A 23,287-nucleotide genomic window follows, 5' to 3' on the forward strand; every position below is an offset into this window, starting at 1 on the left:
TAATTCAGGTAAATATTAGGTAAAAAAATCCCCGCGGAGGCGGGGATGGGCATTTTTATGCTGTTCTGCCTGATGACGCTGCGCTTATCAGGCCTACCAATCGTAGGTCGAATAAAGCGTTTGCGCTGCCATCCGACAGGGTTTTACCTTATAGCGCTAACAGGCGATCCAGCGACGGCGCAAAATAGTAGCCGCCAGTCACCGGTTTGGTGAAGCGCAGCATCGCGTCGCGTTTACCGTCGGTATCGCCGAACATACTCAAAAGCTGCTGTTCGATATTGTGCAGACGTGCGCAGTAAGCGCAGAAATAGAGACCATGAGTACCGCTGACGGTGCCGTATGGCAGGCTCTGGCGTACAATCTTCAGCCCTTTGCCATCTTCTTTGAGATCGACGCGGCTCAGGTGAGACGTTGCCGGACGCGCATCGCCGTCAATCTCTTCATTGGCTTCTTTGGTACGCCCGATCATCATCTCCTGATCGTGAATACTCATCCGGTTAAGTTGCTTGAGATTGTGCTCCCAACGCTGCACGAACACATAACTGCCGCCGGCATCCACGCCATCTTTGATCACCGCCACTTCACGGCGCGTCTCTTCGCCCGCCGGGTTCTCTGTCCCGTCGACAAAGCCGCTCAGATCGCGTTCTTCCACCCAACGGAAACCGTGAACTTCTTCTTTCACGTCGATACAGTCGCCGAAGGCTTCCATCGCCGCCTGGGCAACAGAAAAATTCACATCGTGGCGCAGGGAAAGGATATGGATCAGCAAGTCATACTGCGTGGCCGGCGCCAGCCCTTTACCATAAGGAATAAAATCTTTCAGTTCTTCCGCCCCGACGCCGCCGCTCAGGGCACGCCAGGTATTGTTGCCAAACGCCACAACGGCCCCAAGATGGGCGTCCGGAAATTTGACTTCGAAGGTCGCCAGTTTATCGGCAAATGTTCTGCTGGCCGCGCGCAGGGCGTCCAGGTCGCCTTTTACATTGGCTTCAATCCAAATTGCCGCACGGCAATGTTCCGGCAAAATGCCACTTTGAACCTGAGACATGATTCCTCCTGAAAATGAGAATGCCACGCAGTCGTGGCATTAATAGAGGCTATTTTACCTTGTTTTTAAGCGAAGCGGTTTGTTCAGGCGCAAATTAACGACGCCAGATAATTTTGCGCACGTCCCAGTTTTTTAAGACGTCATCAGGAGGCATTAAGCCTTCCGGTCCGCTCCACTCGCCGGAGAAAACATAGCTAATATGCTGACTTCCCTCGGCTTTACATTCGACGCTGGTATGGCTATCGCTGGAAACCGGCTCGCAGTGACCAAACGCTTTGCTGTAAAGGTCGCTAAACGGCGTACCGATTTTGCCCCCCGCGGCGGTTGGGATATCGCTGTCGAGCACATCAATACGGCTCACAGTTCCCTGCTCGCCGTTGATCACCATCGCGACATTGTCGCCCTTCATCGCTTCGAAAAAGCGCACCACGTTGCCGTTATCGGTTTTCATACCGCTACGCAGGCGATAATCGCCATCTAATGCCTCTGCAATAGCCGGCTCTTCCAGCGGCGTGGCGGCGGTCAGCGCTCCCACGCCTTGCTCAGTGACTTCTGTCGAGGAACCAAACCAGTTCCATGGATTTGCGGCAGACCAGTTGACCGAGGAGAGCGTCGAGCAGCCGGTCAGCGCCAGCGGCAGTGCGAGTAAAGTCAAACGCAGCGATTTCATCTCACTTCCTTTCTTTTATTAATTAACGTTGGTTGGAGTGCGGGTTCGCCAAAAAGTGCCGTTATTCTTTCTCAAGGGAAAAACAGGCACGCAAACGTTGATTGGTTAACAGCCAGATCAGCGCGACGATGTCCGCCAGCAGCAGCGCCAGCCCGACGCCGTTGACCGGGTCGCCACCCAGCCACATCACCGGCAGCCAGCACAACGACACCAGTTGAGCAAGGATCAGGAGTCCGCGCAGCCAGCGCCACACACCAGGAACCGCTTCACGCCGCCCGCTGAGTAAAAATGCCACTACCGCCGGAACGCCGGGCAACAGCCCCAGCCAAAAATTGTCATGGTCGGGATAAAAAAAGTTTAACAAAGTATTACCCTGTCCACGGGATGAACCGGCAATGACAAAGAGTACCCAGGCGCGCGCCTGAAGTAGCAGTACGCACCAGAACAGAAACGGCAGGCGTAAACGTCCGTGTACATCATAATCGGCTGGATGAAACTCAGTACTCTTCATCTTCAATCAGGCGTTTACCCAAACTTAGGGCGTCAGAATGCTCATACCCCAGACGTTCATACATGCCCAGCACAACGTCGTTATCATCGCGCACCATAATTTGGATTTTCGGACACCCGCGAGCGATGAGTTTTTTTTCCAGCCGGTTAAGCAACGCATTCGCAATGCCGCGCCCGCGGAACTCCGGGTGAACGCCCAGGTAATACGCCGAGCCGCGATGCCCGTCATAACCGCCCATTACCGTACCGACGACTTCGCCGCTAACTTCCGCAACGAGGAACAAGCTGACATCGTGATTCACCTTGCGTTCAATATCCATTTCAGGATCGTTCCATGGACGCAGCAGGTCGCAACGCTCCCAGAGGGTAATCACCTCTTCGAAATCTTCCTGGCGAAAAACGCGTATTTCCATGGTATTCGTTGCCTTTTCGGGTGGAAAAACCAAGATTATGGCGCAAACATCTGATTCAGCCAATATCTGACGCGATGTAGCGGAAAAAATGGCATAATGGCGATGTGTCACGTATTGAAATGAAAAGTAAAACAATTCTCATCACCAACCGTCGTAACGGATTACGCGATACGATATAACATCTTGAACTTAATTTTCACAACTCAGGCCGTATGAGCACTTTTAAACTCCTAAAAACTCTCACTTCGCGCCGCCAGGTACTCAAAACAGGTCTGGCGGCCCTGACGCTGTCAGGTATGTCGCACGCAATAGCCAAAGAAGAAACGCTAAAAACCAGTAATGGTCACAGCAAACCCAAAACCAAAAAAACCGGCAGTAAACGGCTGGTGATGCTCGACCCCGGACACGGCGGCATCGATACCGGCGCGATTGGCCGCAACGGTTCTCAGGAAAAACACGTCGTGCTGGCAATTGCCAAAAACGTGCGCGCTATTTTGCGAAATCACGGAATCGATGCGCGTTTAACCCGGACAGGGGATACCTTTATTCCGCTGTACGATCGGGTGGAAATCGCCCATAAGCACGGCGCGGATCTGTTTATGTCCATTCATGCCGATGGTTTTACCAACCCGAAAGCAGCGGGCGCTTCCGTTTTTGCGCTTTCCAACCGCGGGGCCAGTAGCGCCATGGCGAAGTATCTCTCCGAGCGTGAAAACCGCGCGGACGAAGTGGCGGGTAAAAAAGCCACTGACCGGGATCATCTATTACAACAAGTTTTGTTTGATCTGGTGCAAACCGATACGATTAAAAACAGTCTGACGCTGGGTTCGCATATTCTCAAGAAAATCAAACCTATACATAAATTACACAGCCGCACTACCGAACAAGCGGCTTTCGTGGTGCTAAAATCACCGTCAATTCCGTCGGTGCTGGTCGAAACCTCGTTTATTACCAATCCGGAAGAAGAACGCCTGCTGGGCACGACGGCGTTTCGCCAGAAAATCGCTACGGCGATCGCCAACGGCATCATCAGTTATTTTCACTGGTTTGATAATCAGAAAGCACACACGAAGAAACGGTAATCATGAAACCCGATGCACATCACGTAAAACAGTTTCTGCTACGCCTGCAGGATGATATTTGCCAAACGTTATCCGCTGTGGATGGCGCAAACTTTGTCGAAGATAGCTGGCGACGCGAAGCGGGCGGCGGCGGACGCAGCCGGGTATTACGCAACGGCGGGATTTTCGAACAGGCGGGCGTTAATTTCTCTCACGTTCACGGCGATGCAATGCCCGCGTCCGCCACCGCGCATCGGCCAGAACTCGCCGGGCGTAGCTTTGAAGCGATGGGCGTATCGCTGGTGGTGCATCCGCACAATCCGTATATTCCCACCAGCCATGCTAACGTGCGCTTTTTTATTGCCGAAAAACCGGGCGCCGATCCGGTGTGGTGGTTTGGCGGCGGGTTCGATTTAACGCCCTACTACGGCTTTGAAGAGGATGCCGTTCACTGGCACCGCACCGCCCGCGACCTGTGCCAGCCGTTTGGCGACGATGTGTATCCGCGCTATAAAAAGTGGTGCGATGACTACTTTTTCCTCAAGCATCGTAACGAGCAGCGCGGTATCGGCGGCCTGTTTTTTGACGATTTGAATACGCCGGATTTCGACCACTGTTTTGCTTTTATGCAGGCGGTCGGTAACGGCTACACCGAGGCGTATTTACCGATTGTCGAACGACGCAAAGCGATGGTCTGGGGAGAGCGGGAGCGTAATTTTCAACTTTATCGCCGCGGGCGCTACGTGGAGTTCAATCTGGTATGGGACAGAGGCACCCTGTTTGGTCTGCAAACCGGCGGGCGCACTGAATCTATCCTGATGTCGATGCCGCCGCTGGTGCGCTGGGAATACGACTGGCAGCCAGAAGCGGGTAGCCCGGAAGCGGCGCTGAGCGAGTTTATTCAGGTACGCGACTGGATTTAAACACATATGACATTAAGGAAGTAGCAATGAACGCCCGCCTCATCTCTGCGCCCTCATTATCCCCTGAAGAGCAAAAAAACAGGTTAGCTGAATTTTTTCGCGAATACTGGGGAACGCAACAAATAAACGATTACCATACAGATACAACGTTCCACGTGAACCATAAAAAACAGTATTGCGATCTACGATGGTCAGAAAAATATATTGATGTCGATTATTGGTGTAGCCGCGAAATACACCATAAAGAGTGGTCTAAGTTCCTGATCGCAATAACCACCGCACTGCATACCCCAATACCACCTTATTACCTTGATTTTAATCTTAAAGGGCACCGAACAACTCTACGAAAAAGACATCGCCGCACAGAGAGTAAAATTGGATGTTTTATCTATCCTTATAAAGAAGATCCGGATGGGGGATGGGATTATAGTGTTGACTGTCTGATGATTTACGAGTCCGATTTTGAGATACTGGCCGCTGGAATTAATAAGCTATACCCACGAAATCATGAGGATAAGTCCTTTGATTACACAAGCTGGAATGAATTTACACTTGCTGAATGCGAGAAAATAATCTCGCACTGGCTGATAATTGCGCGCAGCAACGGAGAGTACGCTTCCTTTATTCAATATGTTATAGAATGGATACAACCGCTTCTGCATCAATATGATAGCATCATGATTGAAGGGAATTTATGATGCTTTACGGGTTTATCTGCCCCTCCTGCCAAACAACGGCAACGTCTTATCAGCAAACATAAACGCTCATCCTCATGACCTGATGACAAAACTGTTTTGCACGTTGTGCGCGCGCTTCCCCGGAGGCGGCGCTGGCGCGCCTTGTCCGGGCTACCAACCACAGACAGCAGCGAATCCGTAGGCCCGGTAAGGCGCCAGCCGCCACCGGGTAATTCCCGACACGCGCACGTTATCAGCAACCGGAGAGCCTACCCATCAATATCAAGCCCATTGCCGCATCCGCTGATGCAGCGTCAACGACGGTTTTTCGGCAAATAATTGCTGATAATCGGTGGCAAATTGCCCCAAATGCCAGAATCCCCACTGCATCGCGGCATCTTTGACCGTGGTGCTCTGCGACCACGGGCTAATCAGTTCCCGGCGTACTGCGTTTAAGCGAATACGTTTCAGCCACGTATTGGGGCCAATGCCCAAAATGGCGTGAAACGCATTTTGCAGCGTGCGACGGCTTACGTGTAGCTGGTTACATAAGTCGAGCACCGTCAGCGGCTCCGACATATTTTCCAGCACATATTCCCGCGCCCGCGACAGTAGCCTACGATATCCCTGATGGCTGATGCTCTCGGCGCTATGAATCGGCTTCGCCTCTTCCAGCATCGTGCCCATCGCCAGCAACAAATTATCACTCAAGACCTTACGCACCGCAGGTTGATGCAGGGTTTCAGGACTCTCGCTGAAGGTGGCCAGCGCCTGCTGCACAAAGCCCCACAGCGCTGCTTTATGCTGCTCTTTTACCTCCAGCGCTAGCTGGTTACGCAGCATATGCAGCACCCTTTCCGGGTTATGCAAAAACGTGGCCTGACGGGAAATAACATCTTCCGAGATAACGACGCCCAGAATGGTGTAATCATCCGGCGTGCTCAGTTCAAACTCGGTGCCTCCCGGTCGGGTGGCAATCTCGGCGCTGCCGAGCCCCTGCGCGCCGATAAATCCCTGTTCGCCGCGCGTCGCCGGAATACCAAACCAGAAAGAGTTTGGCCAAACCAGACACGACTGACGCAGCGCCAGGCCGGTGTATTCACGGAACACCTGAATCTCATCAAGCAGGATTTCCGTGAACTCGCCATGAAATTTACCCGGGTGTAACTGATCGTAGATCTGCTGCCAGGCGGTGATAGTCAGAGCATGTTCATAGACATCCGTCGTCCGTCGCTGATGAACATTGTCCACCTCGACTCTGGGCGTAAGTTTAACGTCTTCGGGTAACGCTTCATGATAAAGATGGTGCAAATTCGCTGTACGGGTCTTTTTCATGATCTTCTATGCCGGACGCCCGCCAGGACGCCCGGCCCTCCGACAGATTAATTTTTGATGCGATAGCGACTACTGCGTTTACGCAACGCTCCGTCAGAAAAGAGTTGTTCCAGCACGTTTCTGGCCTGCTCCAGCGGCCAGCCAAAATGCGCGGCAACCTCTCCCGCCGTCATTCCCTGGCGTACTGATGCCAGCAGCGCCAGTAACGCCTCAGCGAACTCAGGCGTTGCGGGTGCCTGGGGCGTTTTCTCAGTCTGCGTTGTCGCACGCGCAAACCCGCCAATCAGCCACTGGGTGTCCTCTTCCGGACGACCAATTTCTTTGCGGCTAATCACACGGCCTGTGCGCTGCGCGGCGGCGCTTCCGGCATCCAGCGCCGCACGACACGCCGCCAGATCGCCCTCCACCACCAGCGTGAGCCTGCCAGGGTCGAGCACTTGATGACTGAGCAAACGCACGTTGGCCGCTTTCAGCATGGCATCCGCCGCATCGACGGCGGCGACCATTCCGTCCACTTCCAGTAATCCCAGGGCATTGATCATTGGCAGCCTCCGTTACGCACGCTGAACAGGGTTACGGGCGATATCCAGCACGGCGTCGGTAAAGGCGTTGCAGGCGGCTTTACACGCGGCCTGGCTTCCCGTTAAGAACGCGGCCGAATAGTTGGTTTCCGACGGCGGCGGCACGTAAGTCACCAGTTGAACGTCAGCGGATTTCATCGCCGCGTCAATGCCGAATGTCGCTTCCAGCGGCGGCGCCACCAGGTAGGCCATTGGATCGCCCAGCGCGATACCTGCGGTAGACGAGAGGTACGAGCCGGTACGCGAAACCACATGCGCCAGGAACGCGGTATTTTCCGCATCGTTCGCCCACTGGAACGCCGCGCCGTTTTCAATACTGGCGACCATCGCATCCAGACCGGCGCGCACTTCCGCCGGGTTCGGTCCGCCCAGCATAATCAACACCTCACCGGCGGTAGGCGACGGCCCGTGAGCCGCCCCGGCATAGAGGGAGCGGCCATAGACTACTTCCACCATCGCCTGTTTTGTCGCTTCATCAGCGGCAATATAGGTCACATCATCAGAATCTGCCGTGATGAGTCCGAGGCTACGTATATGTGGCGGTAATTTAAGTTCCCGCGCAAAGCCGTCATTCACGGAGGCAATCACGCGCATGGCAGTCACTGAAGGTCGAATCAAATCTAATGCAGGCATGATGTCTCCTTAACGGGTCATGTTGATGCCGGACGCTTTCTGCTCCAGCATCCGTTTGGCCAAATCCACAATCACGGCGGCAGCTTCTACTGGCGGCGTCCCCCCCTGATGAATGTTTGAAATACAGGTTCTGTCGGCCTCGACGGTGGTCGCCACGCGCGGGGAATAGACCGCGTAGCAGGAGAGGCTTTCCGACTGCCCCAGCCCCGGACGTTCGCCCACCAGCAGGATGACGACCTTCGCGCCGAGAATTTCGCCAATCTGATCTTCAATCTTCACGCGGCCATAGCGCACAAAGAACGGCGTGCCGACGTTCAGCCCGGCCTGCTTCAGACCGGCAAGCAGCGGCGGCAGAATCTCTTCATAGTTGGCGGTGATCGCATCCGTAGAGAGGCCATCGGAGACCACTACCTGCACATCCGGGTTCATCACGCACTGCGACTTCAGCGCGTCAATGGCTTCCGGGCTCAGGCGACGCCCCATATCCGGGCGCGTCAGGTACAGGTTTTTGTCGCTGATCTCCGAACGTACTTCCAGCAGCCCTTGCGCTTTGACCCACTCTTCCGGCACTTCTTTGAGCACGGTGTCTTTCGAACGGGAGTGATCCGCCAGGAAGCGCAACAGCGCCTGGGTGCGCGGACGCGGCCCGGCACGCCCCGTACAGACGCGTGCCGCAGTACTGCGACGCAGTTCGGTCAGCACGTCCGCACGATGCGGGTTCTCGACGCCAATCCAGGCTTTTGCCTCTGCGGAACCTAAATCCAGCGCGCAGCTTTCGGTCACCGTCGGCGCGGCGCACTGCGGCTTTGCGCCTTCCTGCGTTGACGGCGCGACGGGCTGCGGTACGTCCTGTCCCATTGACGCCATCACGCTACGTACAATTTCTTCAATCTGTTTTTGATCCATGGTGTTATCCCCGCGTCATCAGAAGAACAGTGACGGATCGCCCGCCCGTTTGGTCAGACGACCGTTTGCCATAATGCCCATCGTTTCCAGCCAGCGTTCAAACTCCGGCGACGGCCGTAAATTCAGCAACTGACGGACGGTGGCGGTATCGTGGAAAGCGGTGGTCTGGTAGTTGAGCATGATGTCGTCGCCGAGCGGCATCCCCATGATGTAGTTACAGCCGGCAGTGGCGAGCAGAATCATCAGGTTTTCGTTAAGGTTCTGGTCGGCGTCGGCATGGTTGGTATAGCAGCAGTCGCAGCCCATCGAGATGCCGCTCAGCTTGCCCATAAAGTGATCTTCGAGACCGGCGCGGATAATCTGCCTGTCGTTGTAGAGATATTCCGGCCCGATAAAGCCCACCACGGTGTTCACCAGGAACGGATCGTAGTGGCGCGCCAGCCCGTAGTTACGCGCTTCCATTGTCACCTGGTCGGCACCAAAGTTCGCGCCAGCCGACAGCGCCGAGCCCTGTCCGGTTTCAAAGTACAGGCAGTTTTCCCCGGCGATGCGGTTGAACTCCGCCCCCACGGCCCGCGCTTCATCGAGCATAGCCAGCTCGACGCCGAACTCTTTTAAGCCCTTCTCGCTGCCGCAAATGCTCTGGAAAATCAGTCCGCCCGGCGCGCCGCGGCGAATCGCTTCAATCTGGGTGGTGACATGCGCCAGCACGCAGCCCTGGGTCGGAATATTGAATTTATCGATAACGCCGTAAACGGTGTCGAGCACGCGGGTCAGGTTCTCCACGTCATCGGTCACCGGGTTAACGCCGATCACCGCATCGCCTGCGCCGAAAGAAAGCCCTTCGTAGATTTGCGCGGCGATACTCTGTACATCGTCACGGGTATCGTTCGGCTGCAAACGGCAGCTAAAGGTGCCCGGAATACCGATGGTGGTATTGGCTTTTTTGATCACCGGCATTTTCTTGCCGCCGTAGATCAGGTCAGCGTTGGAGCAGATTTTCGCTACTGCCGCCACCACTTCGGAGGTCAGCCCTTTGCGGGTAAACGCGATGTCGTCCACGGAGGTTTCATCGCTCAGTACGTATTCGCGCAGTTCGCTGATGCTCCAGTTTTTAATCCGGTTATAGGCCGTTTCGTTGACGTCATCCTGAATCAGGCGCGTCACGCAGTCCTCTTCATAGGCAATCACCGGATTGTTGCGGATATCCGCCACCGTCATTTCCGACAGTACCTGTTTTGCCGCTACGCGCTCCTGCGAACTTGCCGCGGCAACCCCGGCCAGCACATCCCCCGAACGCAGTTCGTTGGCTTTAGCCAGTACCTCTTTTACATCCTTAAACTGATAAACATTGCCGAACAATGTGGTCTTTAGTTTCATAAGTCGTTCCCTCAGGAAGGAAATGCGAGTGATTTCACCGTCACCGGCACAACCGATCCGCCAAAAAGAGGCGTACCAATGTCGATATAGTCTCCCGCCCGCACGACCACCTCATCGATGACCGCCAGCGGAAGTTGCGGTAACTGTGGGCGCAATAACATGCCCAGCGCTTTACCAAAATCCTGCTCGGCCACCACCAGCAGGGGATGTGGATTGGGATAACGCGCGACAAAAGCCGTCAGCGCGTTGATGACCGTGAGTAATGCGGCGTAACGCACCGGAAGCGTGGCGGGAAGCGCCAGCACGTAAGCGTCGGTTTGCGGGTCGAGATCAAGCTGGAGAAGCGCCTGCCGCCAGGCGTTCACCAGATCGGCGTCATCCTGCGGGATCGCCACCGGCAGGTTGCGCAGCGGCAGTTGGACGTCTTCCAGCCAGATAGTACTGCCGGAAAGCGACAGCGTATGGGCCCCCGCGCCAATCACCGTGGCGCGCACGGTTTGCGCCGGAAACTGCACGTTCATCTCGCGCAGACGCGGGTGCTCATGCAGCGCGGTCGCCAGGAGCGGTCCAATGTCAGAAAAGCAGAACGGATCGGCAGGCTGATGGCGATAGCACTCGCCCACCCCGCCGGAAAGAGTGATCACCTCCGGCGTAATATCGGCGGGCAGCAGCCCGGTTTGCATCAGCGATTGCGCCAGCGGCGAAAGCGCGCCGGTGATAACCTCGACGATGAGATCCGCCATCCGCCGCGCCACCTGCCCCAACTGTGCGGCAGCTAAGGCGCGAGCATCAGTACCCGAACCGAATACCTCATCGATAATCATCTGCCCCGGCTGATGGGCATAAACCACGCGCCCCTGAGCGTCGGTTTCCAGCAGGCGACCACCGACGTTAAGGCAGGCGGTGCCGCTGACTTTTCCCGCGTCAAACAGCGCGTAGTTAGACGTGCCGCCGCCGATATCAATATTCAGCACCCGACACATCCGCTGCTCAGACAAGCTTTGCGCTCCGGCGCCGTGACCGGCAATGACTGATTCCAGATGCGGCCCGGCGCTGGCGACCACAAAGTCGCCCAGCGACTGCGAGAGCGTCATGACCGCCGGACGGGCGTTGCGGGTTTTGGCGCTTTCGCCGGTGATAATGATAGCCCCGGAGTCCACCGATTCAGGCGCGATGCCTGCGGCCTGATACTGGGCCAGAATCAGCGCTTTAAGTTCGGCCTCTTTCAGACCGCCCTGCTTATCCACGGGCGTAAAGAAGACCGGGCTTTGCCAGCTAATGTCGCGTTTGATGAATTCGTAGCGCGGCACCTGCGACACCGCCGCACGGTTAACCAACTCCAGGCGCGAGAAGATCACCTGCGTGGTGGTGGTGCCGATATCGATACCGACGCTCAGTAGCTGGCGAGTGTTCACGATTGCGCCTCCGCTTCGGTTTTCACCTGGGCGGCGTCATCTTTCGGCACCAGCATCATCGCCACGCCAATCGCCGTCACGCCGCCGATCAGCTTGCCGACAATCATCGGGAAGATCATGGCGTTCATGTTGGCGGCGGCGAAGCCTAAATGGTCGCCCAGCGCGAACGCCGCAGAGACGGCAAATGCGCAGTTAATCACTTTGCCGCGGGTATCCATCTGCTTCATCATGCCGAACATCGGGATATTGTTCGCCAGGGTCGCTACCATGCCTGCCGCCGCAATATTATTTACGTTCAGCAGCTTACCGACATTCATCAACGGTTTTTCAAACCAGCGGGTCAGTAACAGCACCATCGGATACGCGCCGAGCAGCACGCAGGAGATAGAGCCGATCACTTCAATGGCGCGCATCACTTCGCCGGGTTTGTCGCCTGGCGCCATAAAGATCGGGTCGAGCCCCGGAATCAACTCCCAGCCCAACAGGAATTTAATCACCGCAGCCGCCAGACCGATGGTGATCAGCGCCACCAGAAATTTGGCGAAAATCTGGAAACCGTTGATCATTTTTTCCGGGATGAACTTCAACCCCAGCGCTACCAGCACCGCGACAATCAATACCGGGATCATGTTCATCAGGATCAGCGCGAAGGTAAACTCCACTGGCTGACCATTGATCTGCACGCCTGAGTACATGGCGATCAATCCCCCCGCAATGCAGCCAATGGGAATGGTGACGATACCCGCGAGTACGCCAAGCGCCAGGTAGCGGCGGTCAGACGGTTCGATAATGCCGAGCGCCACCGGAATGGAGAACACAATGGTCGGCCCCATCATCGACCCAAGTATTAACCCTGAGTATAGCCACGCCGCGACATCACCGCCGGCCAGCTCTTTGGCGAGGAAGAATCCGCCCATATCACAGGCCAGCAACGTACCCGCGAACATGGATGGGTTCGCGCCCAGCATTTCGTATACCGGGATAATAACCGGCCCCAGTACATGCGCCAGCACCGGCGCCAGCGCGGTCATACCGACCATCGCCAGCCCCAGCGCGCCCATCGCCATAAAGCCCTCTTCAAACTGGCCGCCAGACCCCTCGATACTCTTGCCGAATTTACCGAGGAAGCGCGCCGACCCGCCGAACTGCGACAGGATCCTGTCCACGGCGGCAATCAGCATAAAGAACATCATGATGTACATGATGATTTCGTTAATTCCCATAGCCCCTACTCCCTGTCATTTTTGATTTGTAAGCCGGATAAGACGTTTACGTCGCCTCCGGCATTAACGCCGTGTTATTGCCGGATGGCGGTGCGAGCACCTTATCCGGCCTACAGGCATTACCCGGCAGCCGCGTACAGGTCGATAATCTGTGCCTGTGTGGCGGTGCGTGGGTTACTGCGCAGACAAATATCCTCCAGCGCGGCTTGCGCCCACGCGCTGTAGTGTTCGGGTTTGGCGCCAGCATCAGCCAGCCGTTTGCTCTGCCCCACTTCGGCAATCAGCTCGCTCACCGCCGCAATCGCATCGCGATCGTCCGATTTCTTATTGGTTAACGCCCGACCGATTTGACTGAAGCGCTCGCGGCAAACCATCCGGTTAAAGCCCATGACTGTTGGCAGCAGCATGGCGTTGGCCTGGCCGTGCGGAATATGCAGCGCCGCCCCAGGCTGGTGCGCCATCGCATGACACAGCCCCAAACCGGCGCTGGAAAAGGCCATTCCCGCCATACAGGAGGCCAGCAACATATTTTCACGCGCCGCCAGATCGTGGCCGTAACCCACGGCTTTCGGCAGCGATTTGCCAATCATCGCTATCGCGCCAATCGCCAGGCTGTCGGTAAACGGCGTGGCGTTGAGCGCGCTGTAGGCCTCAATCGCATGCGTCAACGCATCGATACCGGTCATCGCCGTCACGTTTGGCGGAACGCCTTCGGTCACGGCAGCATCAAGAATCGCCACGTCCGGCATTAGTGACGCGTGCGCCAGCACCTGCTTGCGCCCGCTGACCGCGTCGATAATCACCGTCACGTTGGTGGTTTCAGAACCGGTTCCGGCGGTGGTCGGCACTGCAATCAGCGGCAGACGCGGGCGTAATGTACTGCGCTCGGTCATGGCGCTCAGCGTCTGGTCAGGGTTAGTCACCAGCAGGGCGACCGCTTTCGCCGCGTCCAGCACCGAACCGCCGCCAAAGGCCACTACGCCGTCGCACGCCGCCTCACGCAGTTGCGCCACCGCCGCGCAAACATCGGTGATGCACGGCTCGCCTGGCGGACACGGCCAGACTGTCATCGCCACGCCTTTCATCGCCAGGCTGCGTGCCAGCGGCGCGGTCATTCCCGCCTGATGCAGGAAGCTGTCGACCATCACAAACAGATGGCTTACGCCTCGCGCTTGCGCTTCCTGTCCACAGGCGCCGAGCGCCCCAAGTCCGCACAGCGTGACCGGCGGTACGCTGAACGTTTTCACCCGTTGCAGATTCAGGGTGTCGAATGCCTGAAACAGCGCCGTCTGTAGTTCAGCTTGCATAGAGTCCCTCCGCTTTCGCTCTCCCGCTGTTAGCTATCGCCAGCGGGGTCATAAACAGGCTGTGCTGTGGTAAATGCACCTGTAATTCCGGGAAACGCTGGCGAAATAACGCCTCCACGCCCGGCTGCATACAGGAACCGCCCGCCAGCCATAAATCAGCAATTCCTTGCCCTTCAATGTGGCGAGCAACGATCTCCGCCATCTTTTCGTACACCGGCTTCACTACCGGCCAAATCTCCTGGGCATTGCTGCGCTTGTACTGTTCCGCCTCTTCCAGGGGAATACGGCGGTTGCCCGCCAGCGTCAGGGAGATATGGTGCCCGCCAGTGGCTTCATCGGCGGAGTAAGTCACCTTGCCCTGTTTGACGATGGCAATGCCGGTAGTGCCGCCGCCAATATCCACCACGCCTGCATTATCAAGTGCCAGCAGATCCGCCACCGCCGTCGGTTCATCCAGTACGTGGCTGACTTCTAACCCAGCAGACTCCAGCACGTTGATCGAAATACGCGGGTCGGTGCCCGGCGGGAACGAGGTCGCCGCGTGGGTAAAGCGGCAGCCAAGCTGCTGTTCAAGGGTGTCGAGATGACGGCGCACGAGGGTGACGGCGCCGAAGAAATCCCAGACGATGCCGTCACGCACAACGTCGGCCCAGTCAAGGCACACCGCCACCGGCTGGGCGTTGCCGTCGACCACCATCGACACCACGTCGCAGGTGCCCAAATCGACGCCCAGCCACAGTGGTGTGTCGCTGGCGGCGGGCGTCTGGTTACACAGGGCCGCCGCTTTTTGCAGTCTTGGAGTGAGCCAGAGTTGTTCGTCGTGCGCCATGAGTCATCCCTTATACAATGCGAAACGCATCCACCAGCACGCATCGACGCAGTCGCACAAAGGTACGCGCGCTGGTCACCCCTTCGCCGGTTGGCGTAGTGATAGTCATGGTGGTCCAGCCTTCTCCGCCCAATCCAAGCCCGGCAATGCACGGCCCGTTTTTGACGAAAATGCTGGTGTCGATGGCGTTCGCCATCTGGTTCATGTTGTCGATATTGCGCGAGTGCATCGCCGCCGTATGGTGGCAACCGCCTTCAAGCTGAACCGCCAGGGCGATGGCTTCTTCGACGTTGGCGACCCGCACCACCGGCAGTACCGGCATCATCATTTCAGTGACGGCAAAGGGATGGTTAGCGGGCGTTTCCACAAACAGCAGGCGCGTTTGATCCGGGACGTTCAGGCCGATGGCTGCGGCAATCTTGCCCGCGTCACGACCGACCCAGTCACGGCTGACGGTGCCTTTACCGCGTTCATCGATATTCTTCAGCAGCACCGGCTGGAGCTGTTCGGCCTGAGCGGCGGTCAGTTTCACCGCGTGCTGACCTTCCATCAGACGCATCAGCTCGTCGGCGACGCTATCCACCACAATCAGCACTTTTTCGTCGGCACAGATGATGTTGTTATCAAACGACGCGCCTTTGACGATGGATTGTGCAGCGCGCGGCAGGTCGGCGGTCTCATCCACCACCACCGGGGGATTACCGGCACCGGCGGCGATCAGGCGTTTATTAGTATGTTTACGCGCCGCGTCCACCACCGCTTCGCCGCCAGTCACCACCAGCAGGCCAATACCGGGGTACTTGAACAGCCGCTGGGCGGTTTCGATATCCGGGTTCGCCACGGTGACCAGCAAATTTTCCGGGCCACCGGCGGCGACCACCGCCTGATTGAGGAGGGTGATTGCCCGCTGAGAGACCTTTTTCGCCGCCGGATGCGGGGCAAACACGACGCTGTTGCCTGCGGCAATCAGGCTGATGGCATTATTAATCACCGTCGCCGCCGGATTGGTGGACGGCGTGACCGAGGCCACCACGCCCCACGGTGCATTTTCAATCAGCGTCAGGCCGTTATCGCCGGTCAGCACCTGCGGAGATAAACACTCGACGCCCGGCGTGCCGCGCGCCTGCGCCACGTTTTTAGCAAATTTATCGTCAACGCGTCCCATGCCGGTTTCGCTGACGGCAAGTTCCGCTAATTCTCGGGCGTGTTTTTCGCCCGCTTCGCGAATGGCATGAATGGCAAGCTGGCGCATCGCCACGCTCTTCAGCCCCTGCTGGGCCCGTTTTGCTGCCGCCACTGCGTCATCCAGGGAGGCAAAAACGCCCATCTCATGAACAGTACTGGCCGGCTGGCTGCTGTCTTTCATTTTCAGCAGTACCGCTTTCACCACCTGTTCAATATCCTGTTGATTCATGATGTTCAGTCCTATTTATGGAAAACCACTTTCCCGCCAGCCACCACTTCATCGACGATGCCAATGACGCACAGATCGACCGGTGATAATTCGCTGCGATGCGCCTGGCGTGCGGAACTGCCGCTGACCAGCAGTACCCACTCTCCGGTTCCCGCCCCGATACTGTCGATAGCGACGGCACACTGCCCGTCGGGGTTGCCCTGGGCATCGATCATTTCCACCATCAGCAATTTGTCATGCGCCAGTCCCTGATGGCGGACGGTACATACGATTTGTCCTGTGACGACTGCCAGTTTCATATCCGCCTCCATGGATTGCCCGTTGGGTCGTAGGCCTTGAATCTGCGCACCATCAGGCAATGGCGCGCATTCATGCCGGATGGCGACGCTGCGCGTCTTATCCGGCCTACCATCAAATGTTGCTGTCGCCTTTGAAGCTGATCGGGAACACTTCTTCCAGATCGCCGTGCGGGCGTGGAATCACGTGTACGGAGACCAGCTCGCCAATGCGCTGCGCCGCAGCGGCGCCAGCATCGGTTGCGGCTTTGCACGCCGCCACGTCGCCACGCACCATGGCCGTACACAGGCCACCGCCAATCTGCTTCACGCCGACCAGCTTCACGCGTGCGGCTTTTACCATCGCATCTGAGGCCTCAATCAGCGCAACCAGGCCCCGGGTTTCAATCATTCCTAATGCTTCCATCGTGTTTTCCTCTCATTAAAGGGGTCCAGAACGGGACCGTTCATTCAACCAGTGTGTGTAAGCTGCGTTCGCGGCTCACGTCAGCCTGGCGCGGCACGGCTGCCACCAACGCCAGTTCGATAATTTCCTGCACGCTACAGCCTCGGGAGAGGTCGTGAAGCGGCGCGGCAAGCCCCTGAATTAGCGGCCCAACAGCGCGATAGCCTCCCAGACGCTGAGCGATTTTGTAGCCAATATTGCCCGCCTCCAGCGACGGGAAAATCATCACGTTGGCGCGGCCTTGCAGCGGGCTGTCAGGCGCTTTTTGCGCGGCGACCTCCGGCACGAAAGCGGCGTCAAACTGCAATTCACCGTCCACAAGCAGTTGCGGCGCACGTTCGCGAACGAGCTCTGTCGCCTGCTGCACGTTGGCAACATTGGGGTGACGGGCGCTGCCGTTGCTTGAAAATGACAGCATCGCCACGCGCGGCTCTTCGCCGGTAATGGCCCGCCAGGTGTCGGCGCTGGCGAGAGCGATATCCGCCAGCTGCGCCGCCGTCGGCTGCGGCACTACGCTGCAATCGGCGAACCCTAATGCCGGGCCGGCATACTGCGGCAGCATCAGGAAAATAGACGACAATGTTTTGCACCCGGGTTGCAGGCCAATCACCCGCAGCCCTGCGCGCAGCACATTCGCCGTTGACGACAGGTTGCCTGCGATACACACATCAGCCTCACCGGCGCTCACCATGGCGGCAGCGAACATCAGCGGGTCGCTAAGCTTTTCCACTGCGTCCGGCGGCGTTTTTTCTCCGGCACGGGCAAGCCAGCGTTGCGCAAAACGCTGGCGCATACTCAGGTTGCTGTGTGGGTCGATGACCTGAATGCCATCCATCGCCATACGATGACTCAGGGCAAACTGACGCAGCGCAAACGGACTGGCGACCAGAACGGGGCGAGCCAGACCGTACTGTTGCAGGTAATGCGCCGCTTTCAGCACGCGTTCGTCCAGCGCATCAGGAAAGACGACTCTGGCGGGGGCGCGTACCGCCAGTTCGCGGGCGCGTTCAATGATCATGGCTTCTCTCCCAACCGTTGTTGAATTTGGGCGACCGTCAGCGGATGTTTCGCCACGCTCAAAATCATCATCACGTAAACCGTGCTGGAGAGACGGTTCAGCGCCTGTAAAATGTCCGGGCGCAAGACCTCAAAACTACGGGTAATAAACACTTGTGCGGCGAGGGTTTCCGTTTCGCGGACTTTGGTTCGCAGGAGATTAAGCAGCGCCGCATCGCGACCGTGGCTAGCCTCCGGCACCAGGTGATCGTGGTCGAGATAGCGCAGCGGCTGGTGGGAAAGCCGATGCAGCTCATCCTCGTTGAGCCCGACGATAGACTGCGCCGCCAGCGGTTCATCTATAGCGTCGGCGCGCATAATGTTGCCCAGCCGCGAGCGGATATCGAAAAGCCACGGCTGCCAGGGTTCCGCCAGTTCGATTTGTAGCCACACGGTCAGCGCGATGGCGCTGTCGAGCGCGGCGCGAAAGCCGAGGCGCGGGTCGCTTTTGGCGACCATTTTGTCCGCCGTCAGATGGGTCAGCGTATCGGGCTTTTTCACCACCGGCTGGCGGCACAGTTCACAGCATGCCTGTGGGTGCGTATCGCTACTGGTTAAGCCATGTACCGGCTGCGGCTGCTGTTCGTCATCATCGACAAACAGCCTGCCTTGCGGATCCAGAAACTTAATGCGCAGGCGGCGACTTTCCAGCAGTTCCCGGGCCGAGGGCGTCAGTCGTGCATCAGCGGGCAGATGGATCTCCGATCCTTCGCTGAGCGTATGATTCGCTCTGAGCCACGTTTCGGTGATGAAATCGTTCATACGGATTGCCAGTTTGCAGGCCAGGCGACGTACAGAAAGCGCACGGACGTTGGCGTGCCAAATTCAATGCTGGAGCCTTTAGGGATGAACATCACATCTCCGGCTTTGGCAATCATGGTTTCGCCTTCATGGCGTACGTGCAGTTCGCCTTCCAGCACCATGTCGATTTCGTCGTAGTTCAGCGTCCACGGGAAAAAGGCGTTGTCCCACTGCATAAACCCGGCGGCCATGCTGCTACCATCCTGCTCTGTAACCAGATCGGTTAAGCCGACGCAGTGCGGTTCGGCGCCGTCGAAGCGGCCAAATTTCACGCTGCTGCCGTCAATGACTTTCACGCCGCCTTTACCCGTGACGGAGGTAAAGCTCGGCTGCATCGTCCCCAGTTCCAGCGACTGCTTTTCCTTCAGCACTTTTTCCATCAACTGCGCAACCAGGCTTTCAGTAAACTGCCCTTCCGGGAGCTGCGCGATGATGGCTTCCCGAATGCGCTGGCTTTCGCTTTTACACGCCTGCGCCGATGTGGATGCCGGAACGGACTCGTCGCATTCGGTAATCGTGAAGCCCAGTAGTTCCGCCACTTCGCGAGCCTCCGGGGTAATAATGCTGGCGCGCAGCACTACCGACATCGCCTGTTCGCCGCGGGCGTGGGCCGCACGAATATCGTTAGCTGTGATAAGTTTTTTCACCTGCCTCTTCCTCCTGTTCACTGAGAGCCGCCAGATAATCCACCAACTGCCGCACGCTTTGCGGGTCGTGGCCGTTGAGCTCGAAAATCGGCTCCCGGAATCCAATCTCGCAAAGCAACTGCCGCGTAGCGGCGACGTCGGCATCCGGCATGTCCGTTTTGCTGATAACGGCGATATGTCGTTTACGGGTTCCAACATCCAATAACCCGGCAGGTAAGCGACTTTCTTTATCGTTTGCCGCGTGGACATAAATCAGCGTGTCCACATCCTGCAACGTGGTAATTAAGGCGTGATACCAACGGGGATGGCTAAAATATTCACCCGGCGTATCGATATCGCCATGATCATTAAATTCCACGGCCTGCGTTTTTCTGGCGAGGGAATAATTTCCCCGTAACGCGTTAAAAAGCGTTGTTTTTCCGGCACCGACCGCGCCGACAAAAGCAATACGTTTCATTACCGCCACCAATTAACTTTTTGTTAACTCACACAGGGTAAAGTTTAATAATCGCCCCAGCCCGCTGACCGTCTGTAATAGCGCTTCTTCTACTGCGCCGACGGTGCCATAAATCACCAGCGCGCCGCTAAATCTATCGAGAAAACCGATGTGTACATCCGCAGCCTTCATCGCTAAATCGCCAGCGATCATCGCCGTTTCCCCCGGCGTTAAAGTCATAATGCCAATCGCGCCAGCATCGGGAACGCCGATCTTTTTCGCCAGTTCTTCACCAGGGTGCGCAATGAGATGCGCCAGCGTGACCTGTTTGCCCGGCACAAATTCCTGAATAATGCGTTCTTTATTCATTGCTCACCGTCTCCACTGAAACTGCCGTCATCGTGGCAATTTTTTGTCGGAGTAAATAACAAAATTCGGCAAGGTGATGTAAAAGGTGAGGTAGATCACTAAGAGAAAGAAAATAAAAGTGACTTCTGTCGAAGGTGTTAACGATAAATATCGTGGTGCATCACATTTTCAGGCGTCATTCTGAATTTAAGCCTGTTCCGCAATAAATACTTACCGACTATTCTTTGTATTACTACCATTGATAAAAATAATGCGTATCACTCGATTTGTGCATAGTACAGATTCAGTGAAATAAGTAGGGGTAAGCGCAACAGGTTCCAGAATATCCCCACCCGAGCCTTTCATGCCATGGCGAAGCCCAGCGGCGCATAAAAAAAGCGCAGGAGAACCTGCGCCAGAAGAGAGAGTAATGCGTTATTAAAGCGGCGTGGTTTGCGCTTCAACTACCGCTAACGCCACCATATTCACGATACGGCGTACAGAGGCGATCGGCGTTAATACATGTACCGGTTTAGACACGCCCATCAGGACCGGGCCGACCGTGACGCCTTCGGAACTGGAGACGCGGAGTAAGTTGTAACTAATGCGGGCGGCTTCCATATTCGGCATCACCAGAATATTGGCGGCTCCCTTCAGCGGGCTATCCGGCATCCGGTCATTACGAATACTTTCCACCAACGCCGCATCACCGTGCATCTCACCGTCAATCATCAGATCGGGCGCTCGTTCGCGTACCCGCTCAAGGGTTTCGCGCATTTTGCTGGCGGACAGCGAATTTGAGGAACCAAAGTTAGAGTGCGACAACAGCGCGACTTTCGGCTCAATACCAAAGCGGCGAACGGTTTCCGCCGCCATTACGGCGATCTCCGCCAACTGTTCCGGCGTGGGATCTTCGTTAACATAAGTATCGGCGATAAAAGTGTTGCCGCTTGGCAGCAGTAAGGCGTTCATCGCCCCTGCCGTATGCACGCCGTCACGGTAGCCAAAGACGGCTTTCACGACGCTGAAATGCTCATGGTAGTCGCCGATGGTGCCGCAGATCATCGCATCCGCTTCCCCACGCTGCACCATGATCGCGCCAATGGCCGTATGGTTGCCGATCATCGCACGCTGCGCCTGTTCCTGAGTTACCCCGCGACGCTTCATGATCTGGTAATACTCGCTCCAGTACTCTTTGAAGCGCGGATCGGATTCATTATTCACGATCTCGAAATCAACGCCCGCTTTGATCTGTAGCCCCAGTTTCTGGATACGCATTTCGATCACGCTCGGACGCCCGATCAGGATGGGTTTCGCCAGCCCCAGGGTGATCAACTCCTGGGTTGCGTGCAGCACGCGCGCCTCTTCCCCTTCCGGCAGCACTACGCGCTTCGGATCTTTGCGTGCCTGCGAGAAGATCGGCTTCATGAACAGGTTGGTTTTGTAGACAAACTCGGTCAGTTTATCGATATAGGCATCAAAGTCAGCAATCGGGCGCGTCGCCACGCCGGAATCCATTGCCGCTTTCGCGACCGCTGGAGCGATTTTGACAATCAGACGCGGGTCAAACGGTTTCGGAATAATGTATTCCGGCCCAAAGCTCAGGTCCTGATCGCCATAGGCCGAGGCCACCACTTCGCTCTGTTCGGCGTGCGCCAGCTCGGCAATCGCACGGACCGCCGCCAGTTTCATCTCTTCGTTGATCGCCGTCGCGCCGACGTCCAGTGCGCCGCGGAAGATAAACGGGAAGCACAATACGTTGTTCACCTGGTTCGGATAGTCGGAACGACCGGTACAGATGATGGCGTCCGGACGCACTTCTTTCGCCAGCGGCGGCAGAATTTCCGGTTCCGGGTTAGCCAGCGCCAGAATCATTGGCGCGCGGGCCATTTTCTTCACCATCTCCTGAGTCAGCACTTTCGGGCCTGAACAGCCGAGGAAAATATCCGCGCCGTCAATGACCTCATCCAGCGTGCGCTTGCCGCTGTCGTCCACCGCATAGGCCGCTTTGGTCTCCGCCATATTCGGCTCACGGCCTTTGTAAATAACGCCCTTAGAGTCGCACACCACGATGTTGTGCTTTTGCATCCCCAACGCGACCAGCAGGTTCATACAAGCGATTGCCGCCGCCCCTGCACCGGAGACGACCATCCGCACGTCGGAAATATTTTTCTCTACGACTCGCAGGCCATTAAGAATGGCGGCCGTACTGATGATCGCCGTTCCGTGCTGATCGTCATGGAAAACCGGGATGTTCATGCGCTCGCGCAGTTTCTGTTCAATATAGAAACATTCCGGCGCTTTAATGTCTTCGAGGTTAATGCCGCCAAAGGTCGGCTCCAGCGCTGCGACCACATTGATAAATTTGTCCGGATCAAGCTCATCGACTTCAATGTCAAACACATCGATGCCGGCGAATTTTTTAAACAGAACGCCTTTGCCTTCCATGACCGGCTTGCCGGCCAGCGCGCCAATGTTGCCTAACCCCAGCACCGCTGTACCGTTGGAAATGACCGCGACAAGGTTGCCACGCGCGGTGTATTTGTAGGCTGCCAGCGGATCTTTTTCGATTTCCAGGCAGGGTGCCGCCACGCCTGGCGAGTAAGCCAACGCCAGATCGCGTTGGGTGGCAAGGGGCTTAGTCGGAGAAACCTGAATTTTACCGGGTACCGGAAATTCGTGGAAATCAAGGGCGCTTTGTTTTAACTGCTCATCCATCTTGTTGTTCCTTTCACGTATCGTTCAAAAAGTGACGCGGCCTGGTGCGCCGCACATTATCACCGTACTGCGCAACACAAACTTTGAAGGTCTGCAAACTATCACGACGCAGCGCAAGAGTTTGTTATCAACTTATAACGGTCATGTTACCTGCTTATACCAGCAATACCATGCCTGTCTGCTATGCTTTTTGGTTATGTAGTGTATCAATCTTT

Annotated in this window: 25 protein-coding genes and 1 pseudogene; 4 read left to right on the top strand and 22 right to left on the bottom strand. The window is 56.7% G+C overall.

The window, feature by feature from the left end:
* Positions 1–148: 148 nt before the first annotated feature.
* The 4 genes from ACLJRS_RS19075 to ACLJRS_RS19090 form a co-directional block, all read right to left on the bottom strand.
* Entirely contained in the window at positions 149–1,048 is a 900-nt protein-coding gene (locus tag ACLJRS_RS19075) for a Dyp-type peroxidase (RefSeq protein WP_000084581.1), read from the bottom strand.
* 94 nt (positions 1,049–1,142) lie between these two features.
* Complete coding sequence (locus ACLJRS_RS19080; RefSeq protein WP_000838968.1) at positions 1,143–1,718, bottom strand: RpoE-regulated lipoprotein; 576 nt, start codon at positions 1,716–1,718, stop codon at positions 1,143–1,145.
* 61 nt (positions 1,719–1,779) lie between these two features.
* Positions 1,780–2,229, bottom strand: a complete 450-nt coding sequence (locus tag ACLJRS_RS19085) for a DUF2919 domain-containing protein (RefSeq protein ID WP_000842940.1) — start codon at positions 2,227–2,229, stop codon at positions 1,780–1,782.
* On the bottom strand, positions 2,216–2,641 hold the full coding sequence (locus ACLJRS_RS19090; protein ID WP_000406008.1) for a GNAT family acetyltransferase: 426 nt from the start codon (positions 2,639–2,641) through the stop codon (positions 2,216–2,218). The genes ACLJRS_RS19085 and ACLJRS_RS19090 overlap by 14 nt, the downstream gene beginning before the upstream one ends.
* A gap of 212 nt (positions 2,642–2,853) precedes the next feature.
* Between ACLJRS_RS19090 and amiA the strand changes: the two genes are divergently transcribed.
* The 4 genes and pseudogenes from amiA to ACLJRS_RS19110 form a co-directional block, all read left to right on the top strand.
* Complete coding sequence (amiA, locus tag ACLJRS_RS19095) at positions 2,854–3,723, top strand: N-acetylmuramoyl-L-alanine amidase AmiA (RefSeq protein WP_000102880.1); 870 nt, start codon at positions 2,854–2,856, stop codon at positions 3,721–3,723.
* A gap of 2 nt (positions 3,724–3,725) precedes the next feature.
* On the top strand, positions 3,726–4,625 hold the full coding sequence (gene hemF / locus ACLJRS_RS19100; protein ID WP_000801339.1) for an oxygen-dependent coproporphyrinogen oxidase: 900 nt from the start codon (positions 3,726–3,728) through the stop codon (positions 4,623–4,625).
* Between the two features lie 26 nt (positions 4,626–4,651).
* The gene (locus tag ACLJRS_RS19105) at positions 4,652–5,323 is read left to right on the top strand and encodes a hypothetical protein (RefSeq protein ID WP_000994057.1); all 672 of its coding nucleotides are present in this window, start codon (positions 4,652–4,654) and stop codon (positions 5,321–5,323) included.
* Positions 5,323–5,385, top strand: a pseudogene (locus ACLJRS_RS19110) (hypothetical protein); the annotation flags it as partial. The gene ACLJRS_RS19105 and the pseudogene ACLJRS_RS19110, both read left to right, overlap by 1 nt.
* 199 nt (positions 5,386–5,584) lie before the next feature.
* Here the strand turns inward: ACLJRS_RS19110 and eutR are convergent.
* From eutR to maeB, 18 genes are all read right to left on the bottom strand, one after another.
* Positions 5,585–6,637 (bottom strand): HTH-type transcriptional regulator EutR, encoded by a 1,053-nt coding sequence (gene eutR, locus ACLJRS_RS19115; protein ID WP_000753668.1) that lies wholly within the window; start codon positions 6,635–6,637, stop codon positions 5,585–5,587.
* Positions 6,638–6,684: 47 nt separating this feature from the next.
* Positions 6,685–7,179: an ethanolamine utilization microcompartment protein EutK gene (gene eutK, locus ACLJRS_RS19120; protein WP_000606268.1), complete on the bottom strand. Its 495-nt coding sequence runs from the start codon at positions 7,177–7,179 to the stop codon at positions 6,685–6,687.
* Positions 7,180–7,191: 12 nt separating this feature from the next.
* Positions 7,192–7,851: an ethanolamine utilization microcompartment protein EutL gene (eutL, locus tag ACLJRS_RS19125; protein ID WP_001111056.1), complete on the bottom strand. Its 660-nt coding sequence runs from the start codon at positions 7,849–7,851 to the stop codon at positions 7,192–7,194.
* Between the two features lie 9 nt (positions 7,852–7,860).
* Positions 7,861–8,757, bottom strand: coding sequence for an ethanolamine ammonia-lyase subunit EutC (gene eutC / locus ACLJRS_RS19130; RefSeq protein WP_000372354.1), 897 nt, complete (start codon positions 8,755–8,757; stop codon positions 7,861–7,863).
* A gap of 18 nt (positions 8,758–8,775) precedes the next feature.
* Positions 8,776–10,137, bottom strand: a complete 1,362-nt coding sequence (eutB, locus tag ACLJRS_RS19135) for an ethanolamine ammonia-lyase subunit alpha (protein WP_000769990.1) — start codon at positions 10,135–10,137, stop codon at positions 8,776–8,778.
* A gap of 11 nt (positions 10,138–10,148) precedes the next feature.
* Entirely contained in the window at positions 10,149–11,552 is a 1,404-nt protein-coding gene (gene eutA, locus ACLJRS_RS19140) for an ethanolamine ammonia-lyase reactivating factor EutA (RefSeq protein ID WP_001097525.1), read from the bottom strand.
* A complete protein-coding gene (gene eutH / locus ACLJRS_RS19145; protein WP_000512357.1) occupies positions 11,549–12,775 on the bottom strand; it encodes an ethanolamine utilization protein EutH in 1,227 nt (408 codons plus the stop codon). The genes eutA and eutH overlap by 4 nt, the downstream gene beginning before the upstream one ends.
* 119 nt (positions 12,776–12,894) lie before the next feature.
* The gene (gene eutG / locus ACLJRS_RS19150) at positions 12,895–14,082 is read right to left on the bottom strand and encodes an ethanolamine utilization ethanol dehydrogenase EutG (protein ID WP_001147505.1); all 1,188 of its coding nucleotides are present in this window, start codon (positions 14,080–14,082) and stop codon (positions 12,895–12,897) included.
* Positions 14,072–14,911: an ethanolamine utilization protein EutJ gene (gene eutJ, locus ACLJRS_RS19155; RefSeq protein WP_000929675.1), complete on the bottom strand. Its 840-nt coding sequence runs from the start codon at positions 14,909–14,911 to the stop codon at positions 14,072–14,074. The genes eutG and eutJ overlap by 11 nt, the downstream gene beginning before the upstream one ends.
* Before the next feature lie 10 nt (positions 14,912–14,921).
* Positions 14,922–16,325, bottom strand: coding sequence for an aldehyde dehydrogenase family protein (locus ACLJRS_RS19160; RefSeq protein ID WP_001075640.1), 1,404 nt, complete (start codon positions 16,323–16,325; stop codon positions 14,922–14,924).
* Between the two features lie 11 nt (positions 16,326–16,336).
* Positions 16,337–16,624, bottom strand: a complete 288-nt coding sequence (eutN, locus tag ACLJRS_RS19165) for an ethanolamine utilization microcompartment protein EutN (protein ID WP_001522340.1) — start codon at positions 16,622–16,624, stop codon at positions 16,337–16,339.
* Positions 16,625–16,736: 112 nt separating this feature from the next.
* Positions 16,737–17,027, bottom strand: a complete 291-nt coding sequence (gene eutM / locus ACLJRS_RS19170) for an ethanolamine utilization microcompartment protein EutM (RefSeq protein WP_000387716.1) — start codon at positions 17,025–17,027, stop codon at positions 16,737–16,739.
* Positions 17,028–17,067: 40 nt separating this feature from the next.
* The gene (gene pta, locus ACLJRS_RS19175; RefSeq protein ID WP_000582929.1) at positions 17,068–18,084 is read right to left on the bottom strand and encodes a phosphate acetyltransferase; all 1,017 of its coding nucleotides are present in this window, start codon (positions 18,082–18,084) and stop codon (positions 17,068–17,070) included.
* Positions 18,081–18,884 carry an ethanolamine utilization cob(I)yrinic acid a,c-diamide adenosyltransferase EutT gene (gene eutT / locus ACLJRS_RS19180; RefSeq protein ID WP_000997656.1) on the bottom strand — a complete coding sequence of 268 codons (804 nt, stop codon included), beginning with the start codon at positions 18,882–18,884 and terminating at the stop codon, positions 18,081–18,083. Before eutT ends, pta begins: the two co-directional genes overlap by 4 nt.
* Entirely contained in the window at positions 18,881–19,570 is a 690-nt protein-coding gene (eutQ, locus tag ACLJRS_RS19185; RefSeq protein ID WP_000733867.1) for an ethanolamine utilization acetate kinase EutQ, read from the bottom strand. Before eutQ ends, eutT begins: the two co-directional genes overlap by 4 nt.
* A complete protein-coding gene (gene eutP / locus ACLJRS_RS19190; RefSeq protein ID WP_000820751.1) occupies positions 19,548–20,027 on the bottom strand; it encodes an ethanolamine utilization acetate kinase EutP in 480 nt (159 codons plus the stop codon). The genes eutQ and eutP overlap by 23 nt, the downstream gene beginning before the upstream one ends.
* Positions 20,028–20,039: 12 nt before the next feature.
* Complete coding sequence (gene eutS / locus ACLJRS_RS19195) at positions 20,040–20,375, bottom strand: ethanolamine utilization microcompartment protein EutS (RefSeq protein WP_001031445.1); 336 nt, start codon at positions 20,373–20,375, stop codon at positions 20,040–20,042.
* Positions 20,376–20,792: 417 nt separating this feature from the next.
* Positions 20,793–23,072, bottom strand: coding sequence for an NADP-dependent oxaloacetate-decarboxylating malate dehydrogenase (gene maeB / locus ACLJRS_RS19200; RefSeq protein ID WP_000344299.1), 2,280 nt, complete (start codon positions 23,070–23,072; stop codon positions 20,793–20,795).
* Positions 23,073–23,287: the final 215 nt, after the last annotated feature.

This window comes from Salmonella sp. SAL00670 (genome assembly GCF_046552235.1).
Classification (GTDB): domain Bacteria; phylum Pseudomonadota; class Gammaproteobacteria; order Enterobacterales; family Enterobacteriaceae; genus Salmonella; species Salmonella enterica.